General features: G+C 66.6%; 20 protein-coding genes. 6 read left to right on the forward strand and 14 right to left on the reverse strand.

The window, feature by feature from the left end; genetic code table 11:
* Window positions 1-216: 216 nt before the first annotated feature.
* Genes KF791_06725 through KF791_06735 form a run of 3 tightly spaced genes read left to right on the forward strand, consistent with a single transcriptional unit; the run spans window position 217 to window position 4,370 of the window.
* Window positions 217-1,836 (forward strand): cytochrome ubiquinol oxidase subunit I, encoded by a 1,620-nt coding sequence (locus KF791_06725; protein ID MBX3732273.1) that lies wholly within the window; start codon window positions 217-219, stop codon window positions 1,834-1,836.
* Window positions 1,837-1,840: 4 nt separating this feature from the next.
* On the forward strand, window positions 1,841-2,860 hold the full coding sequence (gene cydB, locus KF791_06730; GenBank protein MBX3732274.1) for a cytochrome d ubiquinol oxidase subunit II: 1,020 nt from the start codon (window positions 1,841-1,843) through the stop codon (window positions 2,858-2,860).
* Window positions 2,861-2,867: 7 nt separating this feature from the next.
* Window positions 2,868-4,370: a hypothetical protein gene (locus KF791_06735; GenBank protein MBX3732275.1), complete on the forward strand. Its 1,503-nt coding sequence runs from the start codon at window positions 2,868-2,870 to the stop codon at window positions 4,368-4,370.
* Window positions 4,371-4,418: 48 nt separating this feature from the next.
* Here the strand turns inward: KF791_06735 and KF791_06740 are convergent, their stop codons facing one another.
* On the reverse strand, window positions 4,419-4,898 hold the full coding sequence (locus tag KF791_06740; GenBank protein ID MBX3732276.1) for a redoxin domain-containing protein: 480 nt from the start codon (window positions 4,896-4,898) through the stop codon (window positions 4,419-4,421).
* Window positions 4,899-5,050: 152 nt separating this feature from the next.
* A complete protein-coding gene (bcp, locus tag KF791_06745; GenBank protein ID MBX3732277.1) occupies window positions 5,051-5,533 on the reverse strand; it encodes a thioredoxin-dependent thiol peroxidase in 483 nt (160 codons plus the stop codon).
* A 192-nt stretch (window positions 5,534-5,725) separates the two neighbouring features.
* On the opposite strand from bcp, the gene KF791_06750 reads away from it, so the two are divergent.
* Complete coding sequence (locus KF791_06750) at window positions 5,726-5,977, forward strand: hypothetical protein (GenBank protein ID MBX3732278.1); 252 nt, start codon at window positions 5,726-5,728, stop codon at window positions 5,975-5,977.
* 17 nt (window positions 5,978-5,994) lie between these two features.
* Here KF791_06750 and KF791_06755 read toward each other — a convergent pair whose 3' ends face one another.
* The 8 genes from KF791_06755 to KF791_06790 form a co-directional block, all read right to left on the reverse strand.
* Complete coding sequence (locus KF791_06755; protein ID MBX3732279.1) at window positions 5,995-6,750, reverse strand: hypothetical protein; 756 nt, start codon at window positions 6,748-6,750, stop codon at window positions 5,995-5,997.
* 74 nt (window positions 6,751-6,824) lie between these two features.
* Window positions 6,825-8,528, reverse strand: a complete 1,704-nt coding sequence (locus KF791_06760) for a protein BatD (GenBank protein ID MBX3732280.1) — start codon at window positions 8,526-8,528, stop codon at window positions 6,825-6,827.
* An 83-nt stretch (window positions 8,529-8,611) separates the two neighbouring features.
* Window positions 8,612-9,661: a hypothetical protein gene (locus KF791_06765; protein MBX3732281.1), complete on the reverse strand. Its 1,050-nt coding sequence runs from the start codon at window positions 9,659-9,661 to the stop codon at window positions 8,612-8,614.
* An 18-nt stretch (window positions 9,662-9,679) separates the two neighbouring features.
* Entirely contained in the window at window positions 9,680-10,735 is a 1,056-nt protein-coding gene (locus tag KF791_06770; GenBank protein MBX3732282.1) for a VWA domain-containing protein, read from the reverse strand.
* Window positions 10,732-11,739: a VWA domain-containing protein gene (locus tag KF791_06775; GenBank protein MBX3732283.1), complete on the reverse strand. Its 1,008-nt coding sequence runs from the start codon at window positions 11,737-11,739 to the stop codon at window positions 10,732-10,734. Before KF791_06775 ends, KF791_06770 begins: the two co-directional genes overlap by 4 nt.
* On the reverse strand, window positions 11,736-12,431 hold the full coding sequence (locus KF791_06780) for a DUF4381 family protein (GenBank protein ID MBX3732284.1): 696 nt from the start codon (window positions 12,429-12,431) through the stop codon (window positions 11,736-11,738). The genes KF791_06775 and KF791_06780 overlap by 4 nt, the downstream gene beginning before the upstream one ends.
* Complete coding sequence (locus KF791_06785) at window positions 12,424-13,380, reverse strand: DUF58 domain-containing protein (GenBank protein ID MBX3732285.1); 957 nt, start codon at window positions 13,378-13,380, stop codon at window positions 12,424-12,426. The genes KF791_06780 and KF791_06785 overlap by 8 nt, the downstream gene beginning before the upstream one ends.
* Before the next feature lie 75 nt (window positions 13,381-13,455).
* The gene (locus tag KF791_06790; protein MBX3732286.1) at window positions 13,456-14,442 is read right to left on the reverse strand and encodes an AAA family ATPase; all 987 of its coding nucleotides are present in this window, start codon (window positions 14,440-14,442) and stop codon (window positions 13,456-13,458) included.
* 16 nt (window positions 14,443-14,458) lie between these two features.
* Here KF791_06790 and KF791_06795 point away from each other — a divergent pair, with 16 nt between their 5' ends.
* A complete protein-coding gene (locus tag KF791_06795; protein ID MBX3732287.1) occupies window positions 14,459-15,214 on the forward strand; it encodes a non-canonical purine NTP pyrophosphatase in 756 nt (251 codons plus the stop codon).
* Window positions 15,215-15,223: 9 nt separating this feature from the next.
* On the opposite strand, the gene KF791_06800 is transcribed toward KF791_06795, so the two are convergent.
* The 4 genes from KF791_06800 to aroF all read right to left on the reverse strand — a co-directional run bounded on the left by KF791_06800 (window position 15,224) and on the right by aroF (window position 18,954).
* A complete protein-coding gene (locus KF791_06800) occupies window positions 15,224-15,949 on the reverse strand; it encodes a hypothetical protein (GenBank protein MBX3732288.1) in 726 nt (241 codons plus the stop codon).
* Window positions 15,950-16,111: 162 nt separating this feature from the next.
* Window positions 16,112-16,450 (reverse strand): P-II family nitrogen regulator, encoded by a 339-nt coding sequence (locus KF791_06805; GenBank protein MBX3732289.1) that lies wholly within the window; start codon window positions 16,448-16,450, stop codon window positions 16,112-16,114.
* A 124-nt stretch (window positions 16,451-16,574) separates the two neighbouring features.
* Window positions 16,575-17,813 (reverse strand): hypothetical protein, encoded by a 1,239-nt coding sequence (locus KF791_06810; GenBank protein MBX3732290.1) that lies wholly within the window; start codon window positions 17,811-17,813, stop codon window positions 16,575-16,577.
* Between the two features lie 127 nt (window positions 17,814-17,940).
* Entirely contained in the window at window positions 17,941-18,954 is a 1,014-nt protein-coding gene (gene aroF / locus KF791_06815) for a 3-deoxy-7-phosphoheptulonate synthase (protein MBX3732291.1), read from the reverse strand.
* 216 nt (window positions 18,955-19,170) lie between these two features.
* On the opposite strand from aroF, the gene KF791_06820 reads away from it, so the two are divergent.
* Window positions 19,171-20,466 (forward strand): glucose-1-phosphate adenylyltransferase, encoded by a 1,296-nt coding sequence (locus tag KF791_06820; protein MBX3732292.1) that lies wholly within the window; start codon window positions 19,171-19,173, stop codon window positions 20,464-20,466.
* Window positions 20,467-20,514 lie beyond the last annotated feature (48 nt).

A 20,514-nucleotide genomic window follows, 5' to 3' on the forward strand; every position in this document is an offset into this window, starting at 1 on the left:
TTACGGATGGCGCCGGGAGGGTCGCAGGCCGTTGAGAACCTTCGAGGATTCCACTGGCACCGTTTCCTCCATGGCCGGTAGCCTTCGCGCCGGATGAAACGCGGGACCCGGACATCTGCCATCACCGTTCCCGCCTTCGATCCCCCGCTGCGTCCCGGTGGCCGGCCCACCTTTCGGAGCGTCTTTGCCGGTGATTTCTGACCACCTGGTTTCCCGATGAACGTCGAGACGCTGTCCCGGATCCAGTTTGCCCTGACGATCTCGTTTCACTTCGTATTCCCGCCGATGACCATCGGTCTGGGACTCGTGCTGGTGGTGCTTCAAACCCTGCGCGTGCGCACCGGGAATCCGCTGTACCTGGATCTTGCGAGGTTCTGGACGCGCGTGTTCGGGCTGATCTTTGCCATTGGGGTGGCGACGGGCATCCCGATGGAGTTTCAGTTCGGGACCAATTGGGCCAGTTACGCGCGTTTTGTCGGGGACATCTTCGGCAGTCCGCTGGCAATCGAGGGACTGTACGCCTTCTTCATGGAGTCGGGTTTCCTGGCGCTGCTGTTGTTCGGGTGGGACCGCATCGGCCCGCGGATGCATTTGTTCTCCACCTGCATGGTGGCCCTGGGAGCGCATTTCAGCGCCATCTGGATTCTTGTCGCCAATTCATGGATGCAGACCCCGGCCGGCTATCACCTCGCCCGGATGATGAAGGTGACCGCCGACGGCGGGCAGTTCCCCGTCGCCACCGATCTTGGCGCTGTTCCGTTCGAGCTTCGGGAGATCCGCCTGCCGCCGGACTATGTGGTGCAACCGGAAGACCTCGGCCATGTGCGAGCCGTGGTTGACAATTTCCGGGAGGCGATTCTCAACCCCTCAACCCTGGACCGCCTTGCGCACACGGTGATTGGTTGCTGGATCACCGGGGCGTTCGTCGTGGTCGCCATCAGCGCCTGGTGGTGCCTGCGGGGACGTCACCCGGAGCATGCCCGCATCTCCCTGAAAATCGGCGTTGTCCTCGCGACCGTGGCCTGTGTGCTCCAATGGATTGCCGCAGATTCGACGGCCCGCGGTGTCGCGCGAAACCAGCCGACCAAGCTCGCCGCCATGGAGGGTCTTGCGACCACCGGCCCCGACGCTTCCCTCGGGTTGGTGGGTTGGGTGAGCTGGCGTCGCGATGCCTCGGGGGAGATCACCGGCATCGAGGAACGGTCCCTTCGCATACCCGGCATGCTGAGCGTCCTGGTTTCGGGTGACTTCCTGCATCCGCTGCGCGCCCGGGACACCGTGGTCACGGGGCTTCAAGACTTGCCCTCCGACGCCCTGCTGCGCGCCCGGCATCCCGGGGCCTCGGACGCCGAGATTGCGCGGCTGCGTCCGCGCTACTGGCCCAACGCGCCGGTGCTCTTCCAGACCTACCACCTCATGATCGCCCTCGGTTCGGTGCTGACGGGGCAGGCGCTGCTGGCCTGTCTGTGGTGGCGCACCGGGCGGCTCTGGGCGGTGGAACGTCCGGAAGTGCGCTGGTTCCTGATCTCGTTGCTGGCGGCGCCGCTGATGGCCCAACTGGCCCTGCAGGCCGGATGGTTCACCGCCGAGATGGGCCGTCAGCCGTGGGTGGTGTACGAAGTCCTGAAGACCGGAGATGCCGTGTCCCCCGTGGTCCGGGCACCGCAGGTCCTCACCTCCATCCTCCTCTTCCTGGCGATCTATGCCGTGCTCTCGATCCTCTTCGTGACACTGCTGCTGAAGAAGATCCGCGAGGGTCCGGTCCCGTCGGGCGGGGGTCCGCCGACGGGGCCCCTGCCGCTGTCGCATCGCTCCGGACGCCAGACCGGCATTTGACGCCATGGACTTAAACACCATCTGGTTTGTGCTCGTGGGCGTTCTCCTCACGGGCTACGCCGTGCTCGACGGATTCGACCTGGGTACCGGTCCGCTGCTGTGGTGTGTTCCTGACGACCGCGACCGCCGGATCCTGTTGAATGCGATCGGCCCGATCTGGAACGGAAACGAAGTGTGGCTGGTCACCGGGGGGGGCGCTCTTTTTGCGGCATTCCCGAACGTCTATGCGTCGGTGTTTTCGGGGTTTTACGACGCCTTCATGCTGCTGCTCTTCGCCCTCATCTTCCGGGCGGCGGCGATCGAGTTCCGCAGCCAGCGCCCCGGGCGTCGCTGGCGCCGCTTCTGGGACGCGGCGTTTGCCGTGAGCAGCGTCACCTCCGCCCTGCTCATCGGCGTCGCGGTCGGCAACCTGGTCTGGGGGATTTCCCTCGACGCAACGGGCAACTTCGACGGCGGTCTGATCGCCCTGCTGCATCCCTATGCGCTGCTGGTGGGGCTCACCACCGTGGCCCTCATGGTCATGCACGGGAACCTGTACCTGATTCTGAAGACGGAGGGCGAACTGCAGGAGCGGTTGAGGGAATGGGCCCAGCGGACCGTTCCCGCCTACCTCGCGTGCTTCTTGGTGCTCAATGTGACGACCGTCCTCACCTGTCTGCACCTGCGGGAGGTCCTCGTCCAACGCATGCCGTATCTGTCCCTGCTCATGGCGGCCTCGATCCTGATCACCCTGGGCATTCCCCGCGCCCTGCGCCGTGGTCGGGAGGGATCCGCATTCCTTGCCTCCTGCCTCTCCATTGTCTCCCTGATGCTCCTGTTCGGAGCCACGATGTACCCCAACCTGGTGATCTCCCGTCCGGACGCCGCGAACAGCCTGAACATCCACAACGGCGCCGCCACGGCGAAGTCCCTGAATTTCATGTTCTACGTGGCCCTGGTGGGTGTCCCCATCGTGCTCGCGTACACGGCATCCATCTACTACGTGTTCCGGGGCAAGGTGGTGCTCACCGAGGAGTCCTATTGAGCCGGCGATGAAGTCCCCCGCGATGCGCTTTCTGGTACAGGCCTTTCTGGGCCTGGTGGTTCTCCTGCTGCTGGGGCTGGTCCTGGGGCTTGGCCGCGCCGCATGGGTGTTCCGGGACCGGTTTCCCGGGCATTCCCTGGATCTCCGGCGTGATCCCGGCGCGACGCAGCCTCTGCGTGCGGGATTTGGCCGCGTGAACATCACGCCTCCAGTCGGCAGCAACCAGCCGCCCGTCTGGCTGGCGGGCTTCGACCAGGGACGCGCCGCGACCGGGGTCCATGACGACCTTTTCGTGGTGGCCTTGGTCCTGGACGACGGCAACACGCGGCTGGGCATCGTCGCCCTGGATTCCATCGGCATTTTCCACGACGACGTGTTGCGCATCCGTGAGCGGCTGCCGGAATCCCTGGGGCTGCACTACACGGTGGTCTGCGCCACCCACAACCATGCGACCCCGGACCTCATGGGCCTGTGGGGGCCCGACATGCTCCACAGCGGCGTGAACCCGGAGTACCGGGAGCGCGTGCTCACGGCCGCGGTCACCAGCCTGACCCAGGCGGTGGGAGCCCTGCAGCCGGCAACCCTCGGCCTGTACGAAATTCCCCTCGATCCGGAGGGCCTGCTGACCGACACCCGCACGCCCCTGGTGTATGATCCCGACCTGAGGCTGATGCTCTTCCGTGCGGCCGGAACGGAAACCGTGCTCGGCTCCCTGGTGGGATGGGCCAATCACCCCGAGACCCCGTGGTCGGGAAACACCGAAATCACCGCCGATTTCTGCGGCGTGCTCCGCGACGGACTGGAGCATGGCATCCGCTACGGCACAACGGTCCACGCCCCCGGACTTGGAGGCACCCATCTGTTCGTCAACGGCGCCGTCGGCGGGCTCATGACGACCTCGCCGTCGGTCACGGTACGGGATCCGTTCCTCGAGGCGGATTTCAAGGCCCCCTCCCACGAGAAGACCCGGGCGCTGGGCAGCCAACTGGTTCGTCGTCTGCTCCGGGCCGTGGCCTCCTCAAATGCCGCACCGACCGCCGAGGTGCCGATCGCGGTCCAGGCCCGCACCGTTCACCTGCCGCTGGACAACCGGAATTTCGTGCTGGCCGGGATGCTCGGGTTGCTGGACCGCGGACACAGCCCATGGATGCACATCCGATCCGAGGTCGCCGCGATCCGGGTGGGGGACGCGACCATCGCCTGCATTCCCGGTGAAATCTATCCCGAGCTGGTGAACGGGGGGATCGTCCGCGCACCCGGAGGGGATTTCGACATCGAGCCCCTGGAGGTGCCGCCGATCCGGGACCTCATGCCGGGCCGGGTGAAGTTCGTGTTCGGGCTCGCGAATGATGAGCTGGGCTACATCATCCCCAAGTCCCAGTGGGATACCCGCCCCCCATTCCTGTATGGCGCGGAGCGGGCTCCCTACGGGGAGATCAACTCCGTGGGCCCCGAGACGGCCTTCCTCCTGCACGGCGCCTTCCGCGAGCTGCTGGAGGCGCTGCGCTGAAGGCGTGACCGGTCTGAAATCGGCGCCCACGGAATCGGGCCATCCATCCTATTGAAGCTGGGCCAGCGCGGCCTTGACCGCCTCAAAATTCGGAAGGTCCTTCGGCGTCGGGGTTTGCTCCGCATATTTCACCACCCCGGAACGGTCAATGACGAACGCCGCGCGTGCGGAGGTGTCGCCGACCCCGGCGAGGTTGGGGAACACCACGTCGTAGGCGCGGGTGACCGTCTTGTTGAGGTCGCTGACGATCGGAATGGAAATGCTGTGCTGTTTTGCCCACGCCTCCTGCGCAAACGGGCTGTCCACGCTGATGGCAATCACCTCGGCATTGAGCGACTGATACTGCGAGAGGCCGGCGGTGATGTCGCACATTTCCTGGGTGCAGACCCCAGTGAAGGCCAGGGGGAAAAACAGCAGCACCGTGTTCTTCTTCCCGAAATTCTCGGAAAGCTTGACGTCCACGAGGGCGTCTCCGGTCTTGCGCTTGAGGGTGAAATCGGGGGCTTGAGATCCAACGGCGATGGGCATGGTATTGAGGTTTTCTGTAATGGACTGCGAACGGGGCAGGATAGGAACGAATGGCACCGGGTGTCAAAGTCGGGACGGCACCAAATTGGACGGCGATCCCGACACGCCGGTGGACCGCCGGAGCGCCCTCACCAAGCGCCGGGAGGACGGCTTCACGGGCCGCCCAGGGCCTCAAGCACCTCGGTGGGGTGGTCCTCCGGCTTCACCTTCGGCCAGATCTTCACGATCCGGCCGTCCGCGCCGATCAGGAAGGTGACCCGGTGGGTGCCGTGATACTTGCGCCCCATGAACAATTTCTCCCCCCAAACCCCGTAGGCCGAAACCATCCGGTGATCGGTGTCGGCCAGAAGGGGAAACGGCAGCTGGAATTTATCGGTGAACTTCTGGTGGGACTTCACCGGGTCCACGCTCACGCCGAGGACCACGGCGCCCCGCTTCTGGATCTGCCGGTAAATGTCCCGGAACCCGCAGGCCTCCTTGGTGCATCCCGGAGTGTCATCCTTGGGGTAGAAATAGAGGACGACCGATTTCCCGGTGAAATCGGACAAGGACACCTGCGTCCCGTCCGTCGCGGTGGCGGTGAAGGCCGGCGCGGGGTCGCCGGGCTTCAGCGCGAGTTCCAGTTCCTTTGCCATGGCGCCGCAGGCTACCTCGTGGCCCGTCCGGCGCAACCCGCCTGAAACGAACATTCTCCCCGCCGCCGCCGTCGAACCCTCATGAAGACGGCTGCATGCCATGGCCGGATTTTCCGGGCCCGCCCCAACCACCCGCGCGAAACCCGCCGGGTGAGACCACTGGTGTCTGACCCACCCCCCGAGAGTGGGGCCATGAGAAACGTCCTGCTGCCCGCGGAATCCTCCCGGCCCGCCGTGACCTCCGCAGTGCGGTCCGGTCGCGGCGAATCCCAATTGAATCTCGGTCTCGTGGTGCCCCCGCCCGCCTCATCGGCCCCCCGGCGGCCACAGGTCCGGACTGCCGTCCCGCCCGCGGGGAGCCGGAGCCGGGCTCAATGGTGGTTCCGGCAGATGCGCCAGATCGTCGCCGAGGGGCGCGACTTCGACGCCCCCGGCGTCTTCTGAAAGGCCTGCCTCCGGGGTCAGAGCAGCGGCAGCACGTAAACGTCGTCGCGGCGCACCCAGCCGAAGCGACCCGACCCGGGCTCTTCCACCATCACCCAGTCGCCCCGCCGGTTCCGGCTCCGGAGTTCTGATGCCTCTGGAAGCAGGAAGGCGGTCCGCGCTTCCTCCAGCGGACTCACCCGGATCGGGACATCCGCACGGAGCAGGATGGCGTCCGGTTCGCGCCAGCGGCTCCAGAGGGCGGCCAGCATCAGGACGGACAGGCCCACCGCCACGGTCCCGGCGACCCAGACGGTGCGCCTCCAGCGATCCCGCCAGACGGGACGCGACAATCCACAGATCAGGAGCAGGCCCCACACCCACATCGCGGCCAGGGCAAGGACGGCCCACTCATTGAGGGTGAGCCGATGGAGCACGCCGGCAGAGGCGGCGCGATCGGATCCCGAAGGCACGCGCGTGGCGATCTGCGCGAGAGCCCGCCGGATGGACGGATCCCGCGGATCCATTCGCCCGGCCAGCCGGGCATGCGCCCAGGCTCTACCGGTTTGGCCGAGCTTCCATCGGGCCTGCGCGCGGTTGTATTCGAGCGCCGCCGAGGTGCGTCCACCCGCGGTCAATGCGTCGTAGGCGGCGGCACCCTCGGCGTAGCGCCCCTCCGCCGTCAGCTGGTTGGCCATATCCGGGGAATCGGTGGAGCCCGGGGCTGGCGCGGCACTCGCACCCAGATTCCCGATGCCGAGCAGGGCGATCGCCATCAGGATCCCGAATCTCATCCGATGGAAAACGGCGGGACCGCAGTGCCCATCGCCCGGTGCAACGGACGCGGGGTCGTTGAGCTTGAGACGCCTCACGGTGACTCCTCCAGGTGTTCGAGCGCTGCAAGGACCTCGGCGGCGTCGCGGGCGTTCTCCACCAATTCACCCGAAGCAGCCCCCGGCGCGAATCGGGCCTGCGCCATGGCCGCGAACAGGCGGCGCAACCTTGCGGCATCGGTTCCCGAAAATCCCCGCGCCTCCAGCGGACCCTCAAGGACCTCCTCCGTGAAGTGGCCAGGCACGCCCCCGAGAAGCAGCGCCAGTTGCTCCTGCAGCGCCGCGTTCAGCGCCGCGTAGAAGTCCGCGACCCGCCCGGCAGCGGCATGGGCGGCCAGGGCGGTGGTCGCTTCGGCGATTGCCTGCCGGGCGCGGCGGCGCGCCAGTCCGACCGTGTCGGCCGTCCGCCGCCGCCGCCACCAGATCGCAAGCCCGGCAGTGGCATAGGCAAGGAGCGGAAAGCTCCAGGCACACCAATAGGCGGCCCGGGACACCATCAGCGCGCCGGGCCGACGCAGCGGCCCCACGTCCGCGAATAGCGCCAGATCCGCGGCGGAATCGGCCGGACGACTGGACGATCCCGGCGCCGGCCCGACATGACTGCCGGAGGGCTGGGCCTGGGCGGTTGCGCCCTGTCGGACTTCGATCCTTAGGGGACCCGGGGCGTCGGTCAGGTACCGCCGGGTATCGGGATCCCACGAGGACCAGACGGGCCAGTTCAACGTCTGGAGTCCCGACTCCTCCGGAACCAGCACGAGTTCGAAGGTCTTGGTGCCGGTCAACCCGAGCGGATCGCCCTCGGCGAACGAATTCGTGCCCGGGTACACTTGGAACGGGGCGCTGGAGGGCAGGGGGGGCAGGCGGAGGGCATCAAAGTTTCCGGCACCGGACACGCGGACGCGGACGGTCACCGGGTCGCCCACCGCTACATTGGTTGCCGACAGCCGCACCTCGGAGCGGAAGCGTCCCACAGCCCCCTCGTATCCGGCAGGACGGCCCGCGGGGGGCGGATTGAGCACGCGGAGGGGCAGCGGTTCGCTGTTAAAGGTGATCTGGCGTTGTTCCGTGCCGCCAAAGAAACCGCGGCCGGTGTCGAACCGGTAGAGCGTTTGCAGCTCTGCGGGGCCGACCTCGAATTCACCGGGCTTGATGGCCGTGACCGCCAGGGTCCAGCGCACCACCCCATGATCGTGCCCGTTCAGCTTCTCCGGAGGCAGATTCTCCATGCGCTGACGCCCCTTGAGGAATCCCTCCATGGCAAGCGTGGGCGGCGCCTGCTGGGCCGGGCTGACCCGGAACAGAAACCGGACCTCCACCGGGAAGGTTTCGCCGACGTAAACTTCGGAGCGCGGCGCCGAGAGCTGGAGGACCCCAAGGCGTGACAGGTCGCGTCCGGCCCCCACGCGGAGGATCAGCGGCTGGGTCTGGTACGGGCGCCCCCCCACCTCCACGGTGATCGCCGGGATGCTCACGGCACCCTGTGCCTTGGGGGTGACGACGTATTGATGGGTGACCGACGACGACTGCTTGAAGTTGATGAACGAAAAATTTCTGGAACTGCCCCGGTACTGGATCGTTGCGCCGGTGACCTCGGGCGTCGGGGGTGCGGGCACCTCTCCCAGGTCGGTAAACACCAGGTTCAGGGTTGCAGAATCACCCAGTGGAATCTCCTGCGGTTCCAGTTGGGCGATGAGCGACGGCTCGGCAAGAAGCCGCAGCCCGGTGATGCAGGCCATCATCGCCATCACCCAGCCTCTGAGGCATCCGGAGGCCGCGAAGGGAGTCCGCAACGATCCGGCAGCCGGAAGTCTGTGCGTTGCGTTCACCATGGCTTGCGAACCCTTGCGGCCCGTTCCGCCTGCTTGTCGCCGCCCGGAGCCCGCAACATCAGGGCCTTCTCATCGTCCTTCTGCCCCTCCAGGATCTGAATGGCTTGTGCCGGGGTCATTGCCCCGGATGGATCCTCCTGGGCGGCCATGGCCGCCCGGCCGTCGTCGCCCTCGGATCCTTCCTGAGTCCCCGCATGGGACCCATTCCGCGAGTCTCCCTGGCCGTTCTCAGACTCCCCCGGATTTCCCACGGGCGAGCCCTCCTGTTGTTCTTTCCCGTCCTTTCCGGGTTCCGGCTCCCCGTCCTTCCCGGCACCCGGTTGCGGTTGCCCCGGCTTTTCGCGCTCCTGTCCGCCCGGATTGTCGGAGCCCTGCCCCGGGTCTTTGGACGGATCGGACCGGTCCCCGGAGTTGTCCTGCCCATCCTTTGGCTTCTGCCGCCCCTTGGCATCCTTCGACTCGTCGGGATCCTGCGATTTGTCCTTGGAGTCGTCGTTCGAAGCATTGTCCTGCGGGGGCGGCGGCATTTGCTGCTGGAGTTCCTCCAATCGCTGACGGACGTAGGCGAGATTGCCGGCGGCATTGGTGTCGGAGGCATCCAGCTTGGTCGCGGCCGTGAAGTTGGTCAGGGCTTCCTGCCAGAGGCGCTGGCGGCTCTGGGGATCCTGGAGGCTTTCCCCAAGCCGATACCGGGTGTTGCCCAGGTTGTAATAGGCCTGTTGCTGAAGCCGCAGGTCCGGGGCGCCCACCACCGACTCGAACCACCGGATGGCATTGGTCAGATCATTCTGGCGGTAGGCGGCCGTGCCGGCGTTGAAGCGCAGCCTCGGGTCGTCGGGACGCTCCCGGGCCAGGGTGGCATATTGTTCCTGGGACGGAGCGAACCGACCCCGGCGGTAGTTGCGGAGTGCCTCCTCCGGCGACGGTGACGACGATGAAGCGCCAAACGCCGCTGGAGCCAGCAGCGCGGCAGCCAGTGACAAGGACCCGACCGCACGCAGGAACGTCCGTCGCCTTCCGGATGGATGGAGAGATTGGTTCATGCCGAAATCCGACTGCCTTCAAGTGCCGGCGGTTCTCGCATCCTGCAAGGTCGGCGGCAACGACGGACCCGCGGCAACCCGACGATGCTCGGGCACCAGAATCTCCAGGAGCAGCAGGAGGACGGCCAGCGCCAGCGGCCATTGGAAGCGCTCGAACCACTGGCGCGACTTGCCCGCCCGGGTCGCCGTCCGCGGAATCGGCTCCAGACCGCGTTCATACAGGGTCTGGATCGTCTGCCGGTTCTGCAAGGGCAGGTAGAATCCGCCGCCCGCCTCCGCGATCTCGCGAAGCAGGGTTTCGTTGAGCTGCGATTTCACGGCATTGCCGTCCGCATCCTTCACAAACACGGAATTGCCGTACGGATCGGTCATGCGCAACACCGCACCGCCAAGGGTGCCAACCCCCAGGGTGAAGACCCGAATGCCCTCACGCGCCGCGAGGCGCGCGGCCTCGATCGCCCCGGGTTCGTGGTCCTCGCCGTCCGTGATCAGCAGGATGGCTCGCGCGCCGGTGCTGTCCTTGTCAAAGGCGGCGACCGCCTCCCGGATCGCCGGGGCAATCTCGCTGCCCTGGACCGGCAGGATGTCGCAGTCGAGCCCCTGAACCGTCTGCCGCAGGGCCTCGTCATCGAGGGTCAGGGGCGCCTGGAGGAAGGCCTCGCCGGCGAACGCGACCACGCCGATGCGGTCGGCCCGTGCGAGCCCGAGCAGGTCAAACACGGCACGCTTGGCCTTTGACAGCCGGTTGGGGGCGGCATCGTTGGCCAGCATCGAGCGCGAGACATCGAACACGACCAGGATGTCGAGTCCCGAGGCGAGCGTCTCCTCATCGCGATAGCCCCACCGCGGGCGGGCCAGCGCGAGCAGGGTCAACGTAATCGCCAGGGCCAGAAGGACCCGCTTGAGGATCTGAAGGCCCGGGGAAACGCCGACGGTCAGGGCGCCAAACAACCGGGCCCGGATGAACGCCCGTGCCGCCGCCTGCTTCCGGCCCCAGGTCCACCAAAGAAACCACCCCAGCAGGGGCACCACCACTGCGGACATCCACAGATAGGCCGGACTGGCGAAATTCATGGCAGCTTCCTCCACACGGTCTGCCCGAGGAGCACCTCCAGGAGCAGAAGCCCGAGACCGGGCAGGACAAACCACTCCATGACTTCCTCGACGAACGCAAATTTGTTGAGGGTCGCCTCCGTCTTCTCCAGGGAATCAATTTCGGCGTAGATCCGGCGCAGCGTCTCGGTGCTGTCGGCCCGGTAGTACTTGCCCCCGGTGAGGTCCGCGATCTTGCGGAGGGTGTCCTCGTCAATGTCCACCGGTGCCTGGCCGTACACCTTGCGTCCGAAGGCATCCGTCCCCCGAGGCACCGGTGCCAGACCCCGCGTGCCCACGCCGATGGTGTACACCTTCACCCCAAGGGCGGCCGCGGCCTCCGCGGCGGTCATCGGCGGGATCTTGCCCGCGTTGTTCTGCCCGTCGGTCAGCAGGATGACGATCCGGGACTTGGACTTGAGTCCGCGGAGCCGGTTGACCGCCGTGGCGAGTCCGGACCCGATGGCGGTCTGGTCGCCATTGATGGTGCCCAGTTCGATCCGGTCCATGACCCGGCGCAGGAAGTCGTGATCCAGCGTGGGCGGTGCGGCCACGTAGGCCTCGGTCCCAAACACCACGATCCCGATGCGGTCCGACGGCCGGTTTTCCACGAAGGTCCGCAGCGTGTCCTTGGCGATCTCCAGACGGTTCACCTGCTGCCCGCGCAGCCGGAAATCCTCGGCGATCATGGAGCCGCTGAGGTCCAGGGCGACGGCGATGTCAATGCCGCTGGCCTTGAGCGGGGCCTGTCCCCCGGCGATTTGCGGACGCGCCAGGCCCACGAACAACAGGGCCAGCGCCGCCCAGCGAAGATTCATCAGCACCGCACCCGCCCGGCTTCGGCGCAGCTCGGTAATGCCCTTCACCAGCGTCAGGCTGGAATAGACGAAGGCGCTCTCCGGCCCGCGCCGCCCCCGCAGCCACGCCAGCAGGGGAATGAGCAGCAACCCGACCAGCCACCACGGTGCCGCAAACAGGAAGTTCATCGGGCACCTCCCGCTGGTTCGGGCGTCCGCGGCGCGGCCGGAATTCGGGGCGCAGTCTCCTCGACCAGACGGACCGCCGCGGCGTGGAGCTCCTCCAGTTCCGCGGGGCCGGGCTCCAGGCGTGCAAACTTCACCAGGTCGCAGCGGGTGAGGAATTCCCCCAGCAAGGTCTTGTGGGGCGACTCCAGAGCCGCGCTCGTGGTCAACTCGGCAAGGAACTCTTCCGTCGTCCGTTCCGGCGCCTTCAATCCGAACCGTGCCTCCAGGTAGGTGCGCGCGATTTCCGAAACCCGGGTCGCGAACCGCTCCGGATCATGCCGCAGATCCAGCGCGGCGGCCAGGTCGCGAAGGGCCAGTTCCGCAGGCCCGGGCCCCGGGGCGGACGGGGCCTTCGGGCGTTGCCGCCACCACCACCAGAACGCTGCGAGCAGCGCGGTCAGCATCGCGAGCAGGGCGGCAATCCGCAGCCACGCGCCCGGGGACCGGATGTCCAGCGGGCCACGGATGTCGTGCAACTCCACCGGCACCAGCATCGTGTTCGTGGCCGCCCAACCCGCGAGCCCTCCCATGAGGCACGGCGGCAGGAAACGCCACGACGTCCACGCCATCCGGCCGGGACGCCGGACGCAAGGCGGCGAACCGGGGCGCTTCGCCTCATGGAGCGTCCGAAGGCTGGCAGGCGTCCTACCCATGACGGCGCCTCCGTTCGCGGGTGTCAAAGAACTGTTGGAGCGCGCGGTCGTAGGGCCGGTTCGTGCGCACCTGGATGGCATCCACCCGTGCCTGGCGGAAGAGCCGGTCCAACTCCCGCTGGGTCTTGTCCTGACGCAGCGCAAAGGCGGCACGGCGCCGGAGGTCTGCCGTGTTCACCTCGACCACTTCGCCGGTCTCGGCATCCTGCAGCACCAGGCGCCCCAGCGGCGGCAGCTCCAGTTCGTAGGGATCGGTGATCTGCACCGCAACGAGATCATGCCGGCGGCTCACCTGACGCAGGGTCGTTGCCGACATCCGGCCCAGCGTTTCGTTGTGGACCGCCCGCCGGCGCAGATGCGCGGCAATGGCGCTGCGGCTCGGATGGGTCTCCCCGAGGAAATCCGAGAGCACGATGACGATGGCGCGATGGGAGAGGACCCGCCGCGCAAACTCCAGTGCCCCGTTGACGGAGGTGCCGCGATATCTGGGTTCATGGTACAGAATGTCGCGAATCACCCGCAGCACGTGCCGGCGGCCTTTGCGTGGAGGGATGAACTTCTCGACCACTTCGGTGAACAGCAACAGCCCCACCCGGTCCTGGTTGCGGATGGCCGAGAACGCCAGCACGCATGCCATTTCCGCGGCCAGCTCCCGTTTCGATTGCTCCCCCGAACCAAACAGGCCCGAGCCGCTGAGATCCACCATGAGCAGCACCGTCTGCTCCCGTTCCTCCCGGAACTTTTTCACGAACGGATGGTTCATCCGCGCCGTGACGTTCCAGTCAATCGCCCGGACCTCGTCGCCCGGCTGGTACTCACGGACCTCGTCGAAGTCCATTCCCTGGCCCTTGAAGGCCGAGTGGTACTGGCCGGCGAGCGTCTCGTCCACCAGGCGGCGCGTCCGCAGCTCGATCTGGCGGATCTTCTTGAGCAGCTCCTTGGGAATCATCGGGACGATCGGACGTGGGTCAGGCACCGCCGGCAACCGCACGGTGGCGGGAGGCGTCCCGCCGCCGGGCGGACCTCACGGCACCGGCAGCTCGTCGAAGATGCGCTGGACGACATCCTCCGCCGACTTTTCCTCGGCCTCGGCCTCATAGGTCAACGTGACGCGGTGGCGCAGCACGTCGAGCCCGATGCTCTTCACGTCCTGGGGCGTCACATAGCCGCGTCCCCGCAGGAAGGCATGCGCCTTGGCGGCCAGGGTCAGCGCGATGGTGGCGCGGGGACTTGCGCCCATCTGGATGAAGTCCTTCACCCCGATCCGGTAGGCCTCGGGATCGCGCGTGGCGCAGACGACGTCCACGATGTAGTCCTTGACCTTGTCATCAATGTACAAGGTGTTGATCACCTCGCGCGCGCGCAGGATGACCGCCGCTTCGACGACCGGGGATGCGGACGGCAGGTCAGTGGTGCGCGCCATCAGGTCGAGGATCAACCGCTCCTCGTCCCGCGAGGGGTAGCTGATCTTCAATTTCAGCATGAATCGGTCCACCTGCGCCTCGGGCAGGGCGTAGGTGCCCTCCTGCTCAATGGGATTTTGTGTCGCCAGGACCAGGAACGGTTCGGCCAGAGGGAAGGTCTGGTCCCCGATGGTCACCTGACGTTCCTGCATGGCCTCGAGCAAGGCCGACTGGACCTTTGCCGGCGCCCGGTTGATCTCGTCGGCCAGCACGAGATTGGCGAAGACCGGGCCGCGCCGGATCGAGAACGTGCCCGTCTGCGGATTGAAGATCTGCGTGCCGACGACATCCGCCGGCAGCATGTCCGGGGTGAACTGGATGCGGCTGAAGCGGGTGTGCAACGCGGTGGCCAGCGTCTTGACGGAGAGCGTCTTGGCCAGGCCTGGCACGCCCTCCAGCAGCACGTGCCCGTTGGCCAGCAGCCCGATGACGAGGCGCTCCACAAGGTACTTCTGGCCCACCACGCACCGGTTGATTTCTCCAAACAACGGCTGGAGAAAGGCTCCGGCCTCCTGCACGGAGGCATTGAGATCGGCAACGGAAGTCATGTTCGCGGCAAAGGGTATGCCGACGGACCCGCGAAGCTGCAAGGTGTTCAAATTCAGGTCACCCACTTTGCCGCTGGATGCCCGGGGCCGGCCTGCGGATGCTCGGGGTGTGTTCCGCTGCCTCATCGCCACAGGCAATCCGCACAAGCTGGAGGAATTCCGGGCGCTGCTGGGCGCCGGGGTGCGGGTGGTGTCCGCACGGGAGATCCCGGGCGGTCCCGCACCTGCCGAGACCGGGCAAACCTTCGAGGCCAACGCCCGCCTCAAGGCGTTGGCGTGGGCCGTCCATCTCGCCGCGGGGGCCGGGGACCCCGTCGTGGAATGGGTGTTGGCGGACGATTCCGGGCTCGAAGTGGATGCCCTGGACGGTGCACCGGGGGTGCATTCGGCGCGGTTCGCGGCGGCAGATGGAGTCCACCCGCGCAACGCGCCGGATGCCGAGAACAACTCCAAGCTGCTGCGCCTCCTGGCCGGAGTGCCGGACGCCCAACGCGGCGCGCAGTTTCGATGCGTGCTGGCGTTGACGCCGGTGCTCCGTGGGCTGGCTTCCGGGGAGTTGGACGCCCGGACCCGGTGCTTTGAGGGGATTTGCCGGGGCCGGATCGCCCGGGAAGCCTCGGGCAAATACGGTTTCGGTTACGATCCGCTGTTCATTCCCGACGGGTTGGACCGGTCGTTCGCCGCCCTCGGGGATGCCCTGAAGTCGCGCATCAGCCACCGGGCCCGCGCTTCGGAGGCGCTGCGGGCAGGGGGCTTTCCAGGGACGACATGAGCCTCGGGATCAGGAGACTCCGCGCGCCTGGATCAGCAGCCGGTCGTACCGCGACCCGTCGTCACCCAGGGACACCAGACGCTCGGCGAGATCGTTCAAGGCCAGGCGGGTGCGGTGGAATCCAGCGGCCAGCAGGGCGAACACCTCGGCGAGTCCAAGGCGGAGCGCCCAGCGGTCATGGCTGGCCGCGGCAAAACTCGCTTCGCCCAATCCCTCGTAATAGCCGATGTCGGGAAACCCGCGACGGCGCGCCCGCTGCGCAATGCGCTCGTTGAAGAGGCCCGAGTAGTACAGCGCCTGGTTCCCGATATGGGTGCGCAGCGCAAACGCCTGCCGCTCGTCCACACGAGGCAGCGCGGCAAGCATCTCGTAAAAGTAGTCGAGCGGCTGCGGCTCGCCCGGAAGCCGCGCCCGGGTCCGCTCGGTCCACATGAATTCGGCCAGCAGCTCGGCGACATAGTCGGCCACCTCCCGGCTCTCGACGCCCGCCTCGCGGAGGGCATGCCGGACCAGTACATAGAAATAGAGGTGCGGAGAGATCGTCAGGCATCCCGCGCCCTCCAGCACCGCCCGGCAGAGATCCGGACTGTCGAGCAACTGATCCCTGGAGGTGTCGTCGGCGAGGAGTTGGCGAAGGGCCCCGGAGTCCGAGGCGCGACGGCCGATCGCAGCGAGGATGAATTCCACGTCGGCCGCGGTGAAGTGGAGGCGACAGTGGGGACGGATGACTGTCATGGCATGGGAAGGCAGCAAACGCCGCGCCACGGAACACAACTCATACGGATCTGTCTCAAAGAGAGCACATCCCAACGCCCGCAGCCAGTCCCGTGACGATTCCCATCCACGGTGGTCACATCGAGAGACCGGTCCCCGGGCCCACGACCCGCGCGCCATCCGTCAAATCGCCTGGTCGCCACGCTCCTCGGTGCGGATGCGGATGGCATCCTCGACCGACGAGACGAAGATCTTGCCGTCCCCGATCTTTCCGGTTCGGGCCGCCTTGGCGATGGCCTCCACGGCGGTCGTACAGATCGCATCGGACACCACCAGCTCGACTTTGAGTTTGGGCAGAAAATCCACGGTGTACTCCGCGCCCCGGTAGCTCTCGGTATGGCCGCGTTGGCGGCCAAACCCCTTGACCTCGCTGACGGTCATGCCGGTCAAGCCGGCCTCCTGCAGGGCGGCCTTCACGTCTTCAAGGCGGAACGGTTTGATGATGGCTTCAATGCGTTTCATTGCGAACAGCGATGCGGAGGATTCCGTTGGGAACGTGCCACCCGGCCCCATCGCGAGGCAACTCAATCCACGGGCATTCCGCGGGGCGGGGCGGACCGGGGACCCGGACGCCCGCCTTCCAATCCTATCGCGTGATGCCCCGCCAGTTGCTGGGCCCGAGGTTCTGCCAGAGCGCCTTGAACGTCCCGGTGTCCTTTCGGAAATCGTACTGGACGAGCAGCCCGATGTTGTTGGCCCCACGACCTTCGTCACGGATCGCGTTGAATCCGTAGCCGTATCCGAACAGGAGGTGCCAGGCGCCGGACGGGGAATGGTATGCGATGCCCCCGCCGAGTCCGCTGTTCCAGGGCTGCCCGAGACTCATGCCCTCCAGGTAGTTCACGCGGGCCGCGGCGCCGAGCACCCCGACCTCCCAGCGTCCGTCCCGCGTGATCGGCCACAGGAGCTGCCCTGAAATCAGCGCAAAGCTCTGGGCGCTGATTTCCTGGTAGTAGTAGCCCGGCACAACGAGCGGAAACTCCGCCCCCATGGGCAGCGCCCCCCCCAACCGGAATGCCGTGAAGCGGTCCGGGGTGATGCTCCCGCCCCCGGTCACGCTCAATTCGAAGTGGGCGCGGTTGGTGAACATGTGGGCGAACAGCAGCCGGCCCCAGTAGAGCTGCGAGGAACTGTTGAGCGCGAGCTCCTGGTCGTAGCCATAGGTCTCCTCACGGCCTCGCAGCACCAGTTCGTACCACAACGAAATCTCCACCGCCTCCGCGAAGAGCTCCGGCTCGCGGCCGCCCCACCGGAGTCCGGTCCGCAGATTGTAGGTCGGCACGGTCCCGGGCACCTGGAAGTCGGGCGATGTGTCGTCGTTGGGGGAATAGAAGGAGCCGCGGATCGAATTGCGGAAGATCCACTGGATCGGGACCTCCTTCAGGGATTCCGGACGCCGCCCCTCCGGCATCGGATTGAAGACGTGATACACCGACACGCTGCCTTCGGCGCCGGCGCCGAAGAAGGATTGGGCGTCAATGAGCTGGCCGCCCTGCATGTCGGCATAGCTGTCCGCAAAGCCGCCTCCCGCCAGCCCGAGCCCCACCGACGTACCGGGACCCAGAAGGTCCTGGAATCCCAGCTCGGAATCGAGATAGGTGGGGGCAATCGCCGCCCGCAAGGTGGCGTTGGTCCACGGATAGTTTGGCTGGTTCCAGTAGAGGTAGGCGTAGGCGGCAATGGGGCCCCGGCCTTCCAGGGGCTGGTTGTAGCCGGCCTGGACCAGCATCCGGTCCTCCGGGTCCAGCTGCGCCTGCAGCCCGGCGGAGGACATCCAGAGCGCCACCCCCATCCATCCCACCATCCGGCGGCGCATTCCAAACACGCGGACTTCACTACCGGGAGCCCTTCCCCGTCCGCAAGCGATTTGTCCGGACTCCCGACGGGCCTGCACCTCCGCCTTCCTCCCTCACAAAGTCCGACCCCGACCAAATGGCCTGCGGACGGCCACGTCACTCCCGGCCGGCCGCTTCAACGAAGGGCTTCAACCCGGCCATGAGGCGCCGGAAGGCCTCAATGGACAATTGCTGGGCGCTGTCGCTCAGCGCCTCCTTCGGGTTGGGATGCACCTCGAGGAGGAGGGCGTCGGCGCCCATGGCCACCGCCCCCTTCGACAGCGCCATCACGAGGTCGGCGCGCCCGGCCCCCTGGCTGGGATCAATGACGACCGGACAATGGGACTCCTGCTTGAGTATCGGGATCGCGGAGAGGTCGAGTGTGTTGCGGGTGTAGGTCTCAAAGGTCCGGATGCCGCGTTCGCAGAACAGGAGGCCGGCATTGCGGTTGGAGAGCACATACTCGCCGGCCAGCAGCCACTCCTCGATCTTCATGGACAGGCCGCGCTTCAGCAATACGGGCCTGCCCGTCTTCGCCGCGGCGATGAGCAACTGGAAGTTCTGGGCGTTGCGCGCCCCGATCTGGAGGATGTCGGCATGCTCGGCGACCAGGTCGGCGTGGGTTTCGGACAGCAGTTCGGTGACCACCGCCAGCCCGGTTTCCCGACGGGCCTTGGACAGCAGGCGCAGTCCCTTCTCTCCAAGGCCCTGAAATTCGTAGGGGGAGGTGCGGGGCTTGAAAGCACCGCCACGCAGCACCGAGGCGCCGGCTTCGCGGACGGCATGCGCCGTCTCGAGGATCTGACGCTCGCTCTCCACCGAACAGGGTCCCGCCATGATGACGACCCGGGGGCCGCCGATGACCACGTCGCGGGCGAGGACCGTGGAGTTTTGCGGATGCGCCTCGCGGCTCACCAGCTTGTAGCGCTTCTGGATCGGCGTGACGCTCTCCACCTGGGGCCAGGCGCGCAGCACGTCGAGAGATTGGTGCCGCCGCTCATCGCCGATCGCCCCGATGACCGTGCGGGCGACGCCATGCATGGTGTGCGGACGATACCCCAGCCGCTTGATTTCCTTGAGGACGGCCGAGGTGTCTCGCGCGGACACTCCGGGCTTGAGAACGATGATCATGGTGTCGTGGACCTCAGGCTCAGGCGGCGCCTGCCGCAAGCCTGAATGGGCCGTGGCGCACCGAGGGCTCTCGCTGTGAAGCAGGTCGGAGGCTATCGCCCGCATGCGGAGCGTCAATGGGGACCCGCCCCGGGGGCACAGCGAGTCGTTACTTGAGCCACACGGCGCTCCGGGTTAACCATTGCGCGATCTCACCAGAACCACCCCCACCACCGTATGCCTCCCTATCGAAGCAGCGAGTTTCGCCATCGAACACTGGCCATCATCATGGGCGGCGGCCAGGGCACCCGCCTGTTCCCCCTGACGCGGGACCGGGCCAAGCCGGCCGTCCCCCTCGCTGGAAAATACCGCCTGGTGGACATCCCGATCTCCAACTGTATCAACTCCGGCATTCACCGGATGTACCTGTTGACCCAGTTCAACTCCGCCTCGCTGCATCGCCACATTTCGCAGAGCTACAAGTTCGACCATTTCGGCAACGGCTTCGTCGAACTGCTGGCAGCCGAGCAGACGATGGCCTCCTCCACGTGGTACCAGGGGACCGCGGATGCGGTGCGCAAGAACCTGGTCCACTTCGAGAACACGGATTTCCAGTACGCGCTGATCCTGTCCGGGGACCAGTTGTACCAGATGGATTTTCAAAAGGTGATTGAGGCCCACGCCTCGGCGTCGGCCGACCTGACGATTGCCACCCTGCCGGTGATCGCCCGGGACGCCACGTCCCTCGGCCTCCTCCAGATCAATGGCGAACGGCGGATCACCCGGTTCGCGGAAAAGCCGAAGGATCCGGAGGTGCTCGAATCCTTCCGGCTGGATCGCGCCAGCTACGGCCCGCTGGGCATCCGGAGCGACACCGACCTCTACCTCGCCTCGATGGGCATCTATGTCTTCAACCGCGAGGTGCTGTTCGAGCTGCTCAACAACAATCTGACGGACTTCGGCAAGCACATCATCCCGGGGGCGATCGAGCGAAAGCGGGTGTTTGCCCAGGTGTTCCAGGGGTACTGGGAGGACATCGGAACCATCCGGAGCTTCTGGGAGGCCAACCTCGACCAGACCAGCGACATTCCGAAGTTCAATTTTTTCGAGCCTGCCGTGTACACCCGGCCCCGGTTCCTTCCGGCGAGCAAGGTCAACGGAGCGGCCATTGACCACGCAGTCATCTCCGACGGCTGCATCATCAGTGATGCCCGCATCCGCAACAGCGTGATCGGCATCCGGTCGGTGCTGAACGAGGGCGCCTTCCTCTCCGAAACCTTCATGATGGGGGCCGACGACTACGACACCACCGCCCGCCAGTCGCGCCCCGAGAACCAGGGAATCCCGCTCGGGGTCGGCCGGGGGACCCGGATCGAGACCGCCATCGTGGACAAGAATGTTCGGATCGGTGAGGGCTGTGTCCTGTCCCCCGCCGGGAAGTCGGAGGACCTCGACCACCCGCTCTACTGCATCCGCGACGGCGTCCTCGTCATCCCCAAGGGCACGGTGATCCCGCACAACACGGTCATTTGACGCGCCAGCTCATTGACGTCGGCACCCGCCCGGGCTTGGTTCCCTCGT

The sequence above is a fragment of the Verrucomicrobiia bacterium genome, assembly GCA_019634635.1.
Lineage (GTDB): Bacteria > Verrucomicrobiota > Verrucomicrobiia > Limisphaerales > UBA9464 > UBA9464.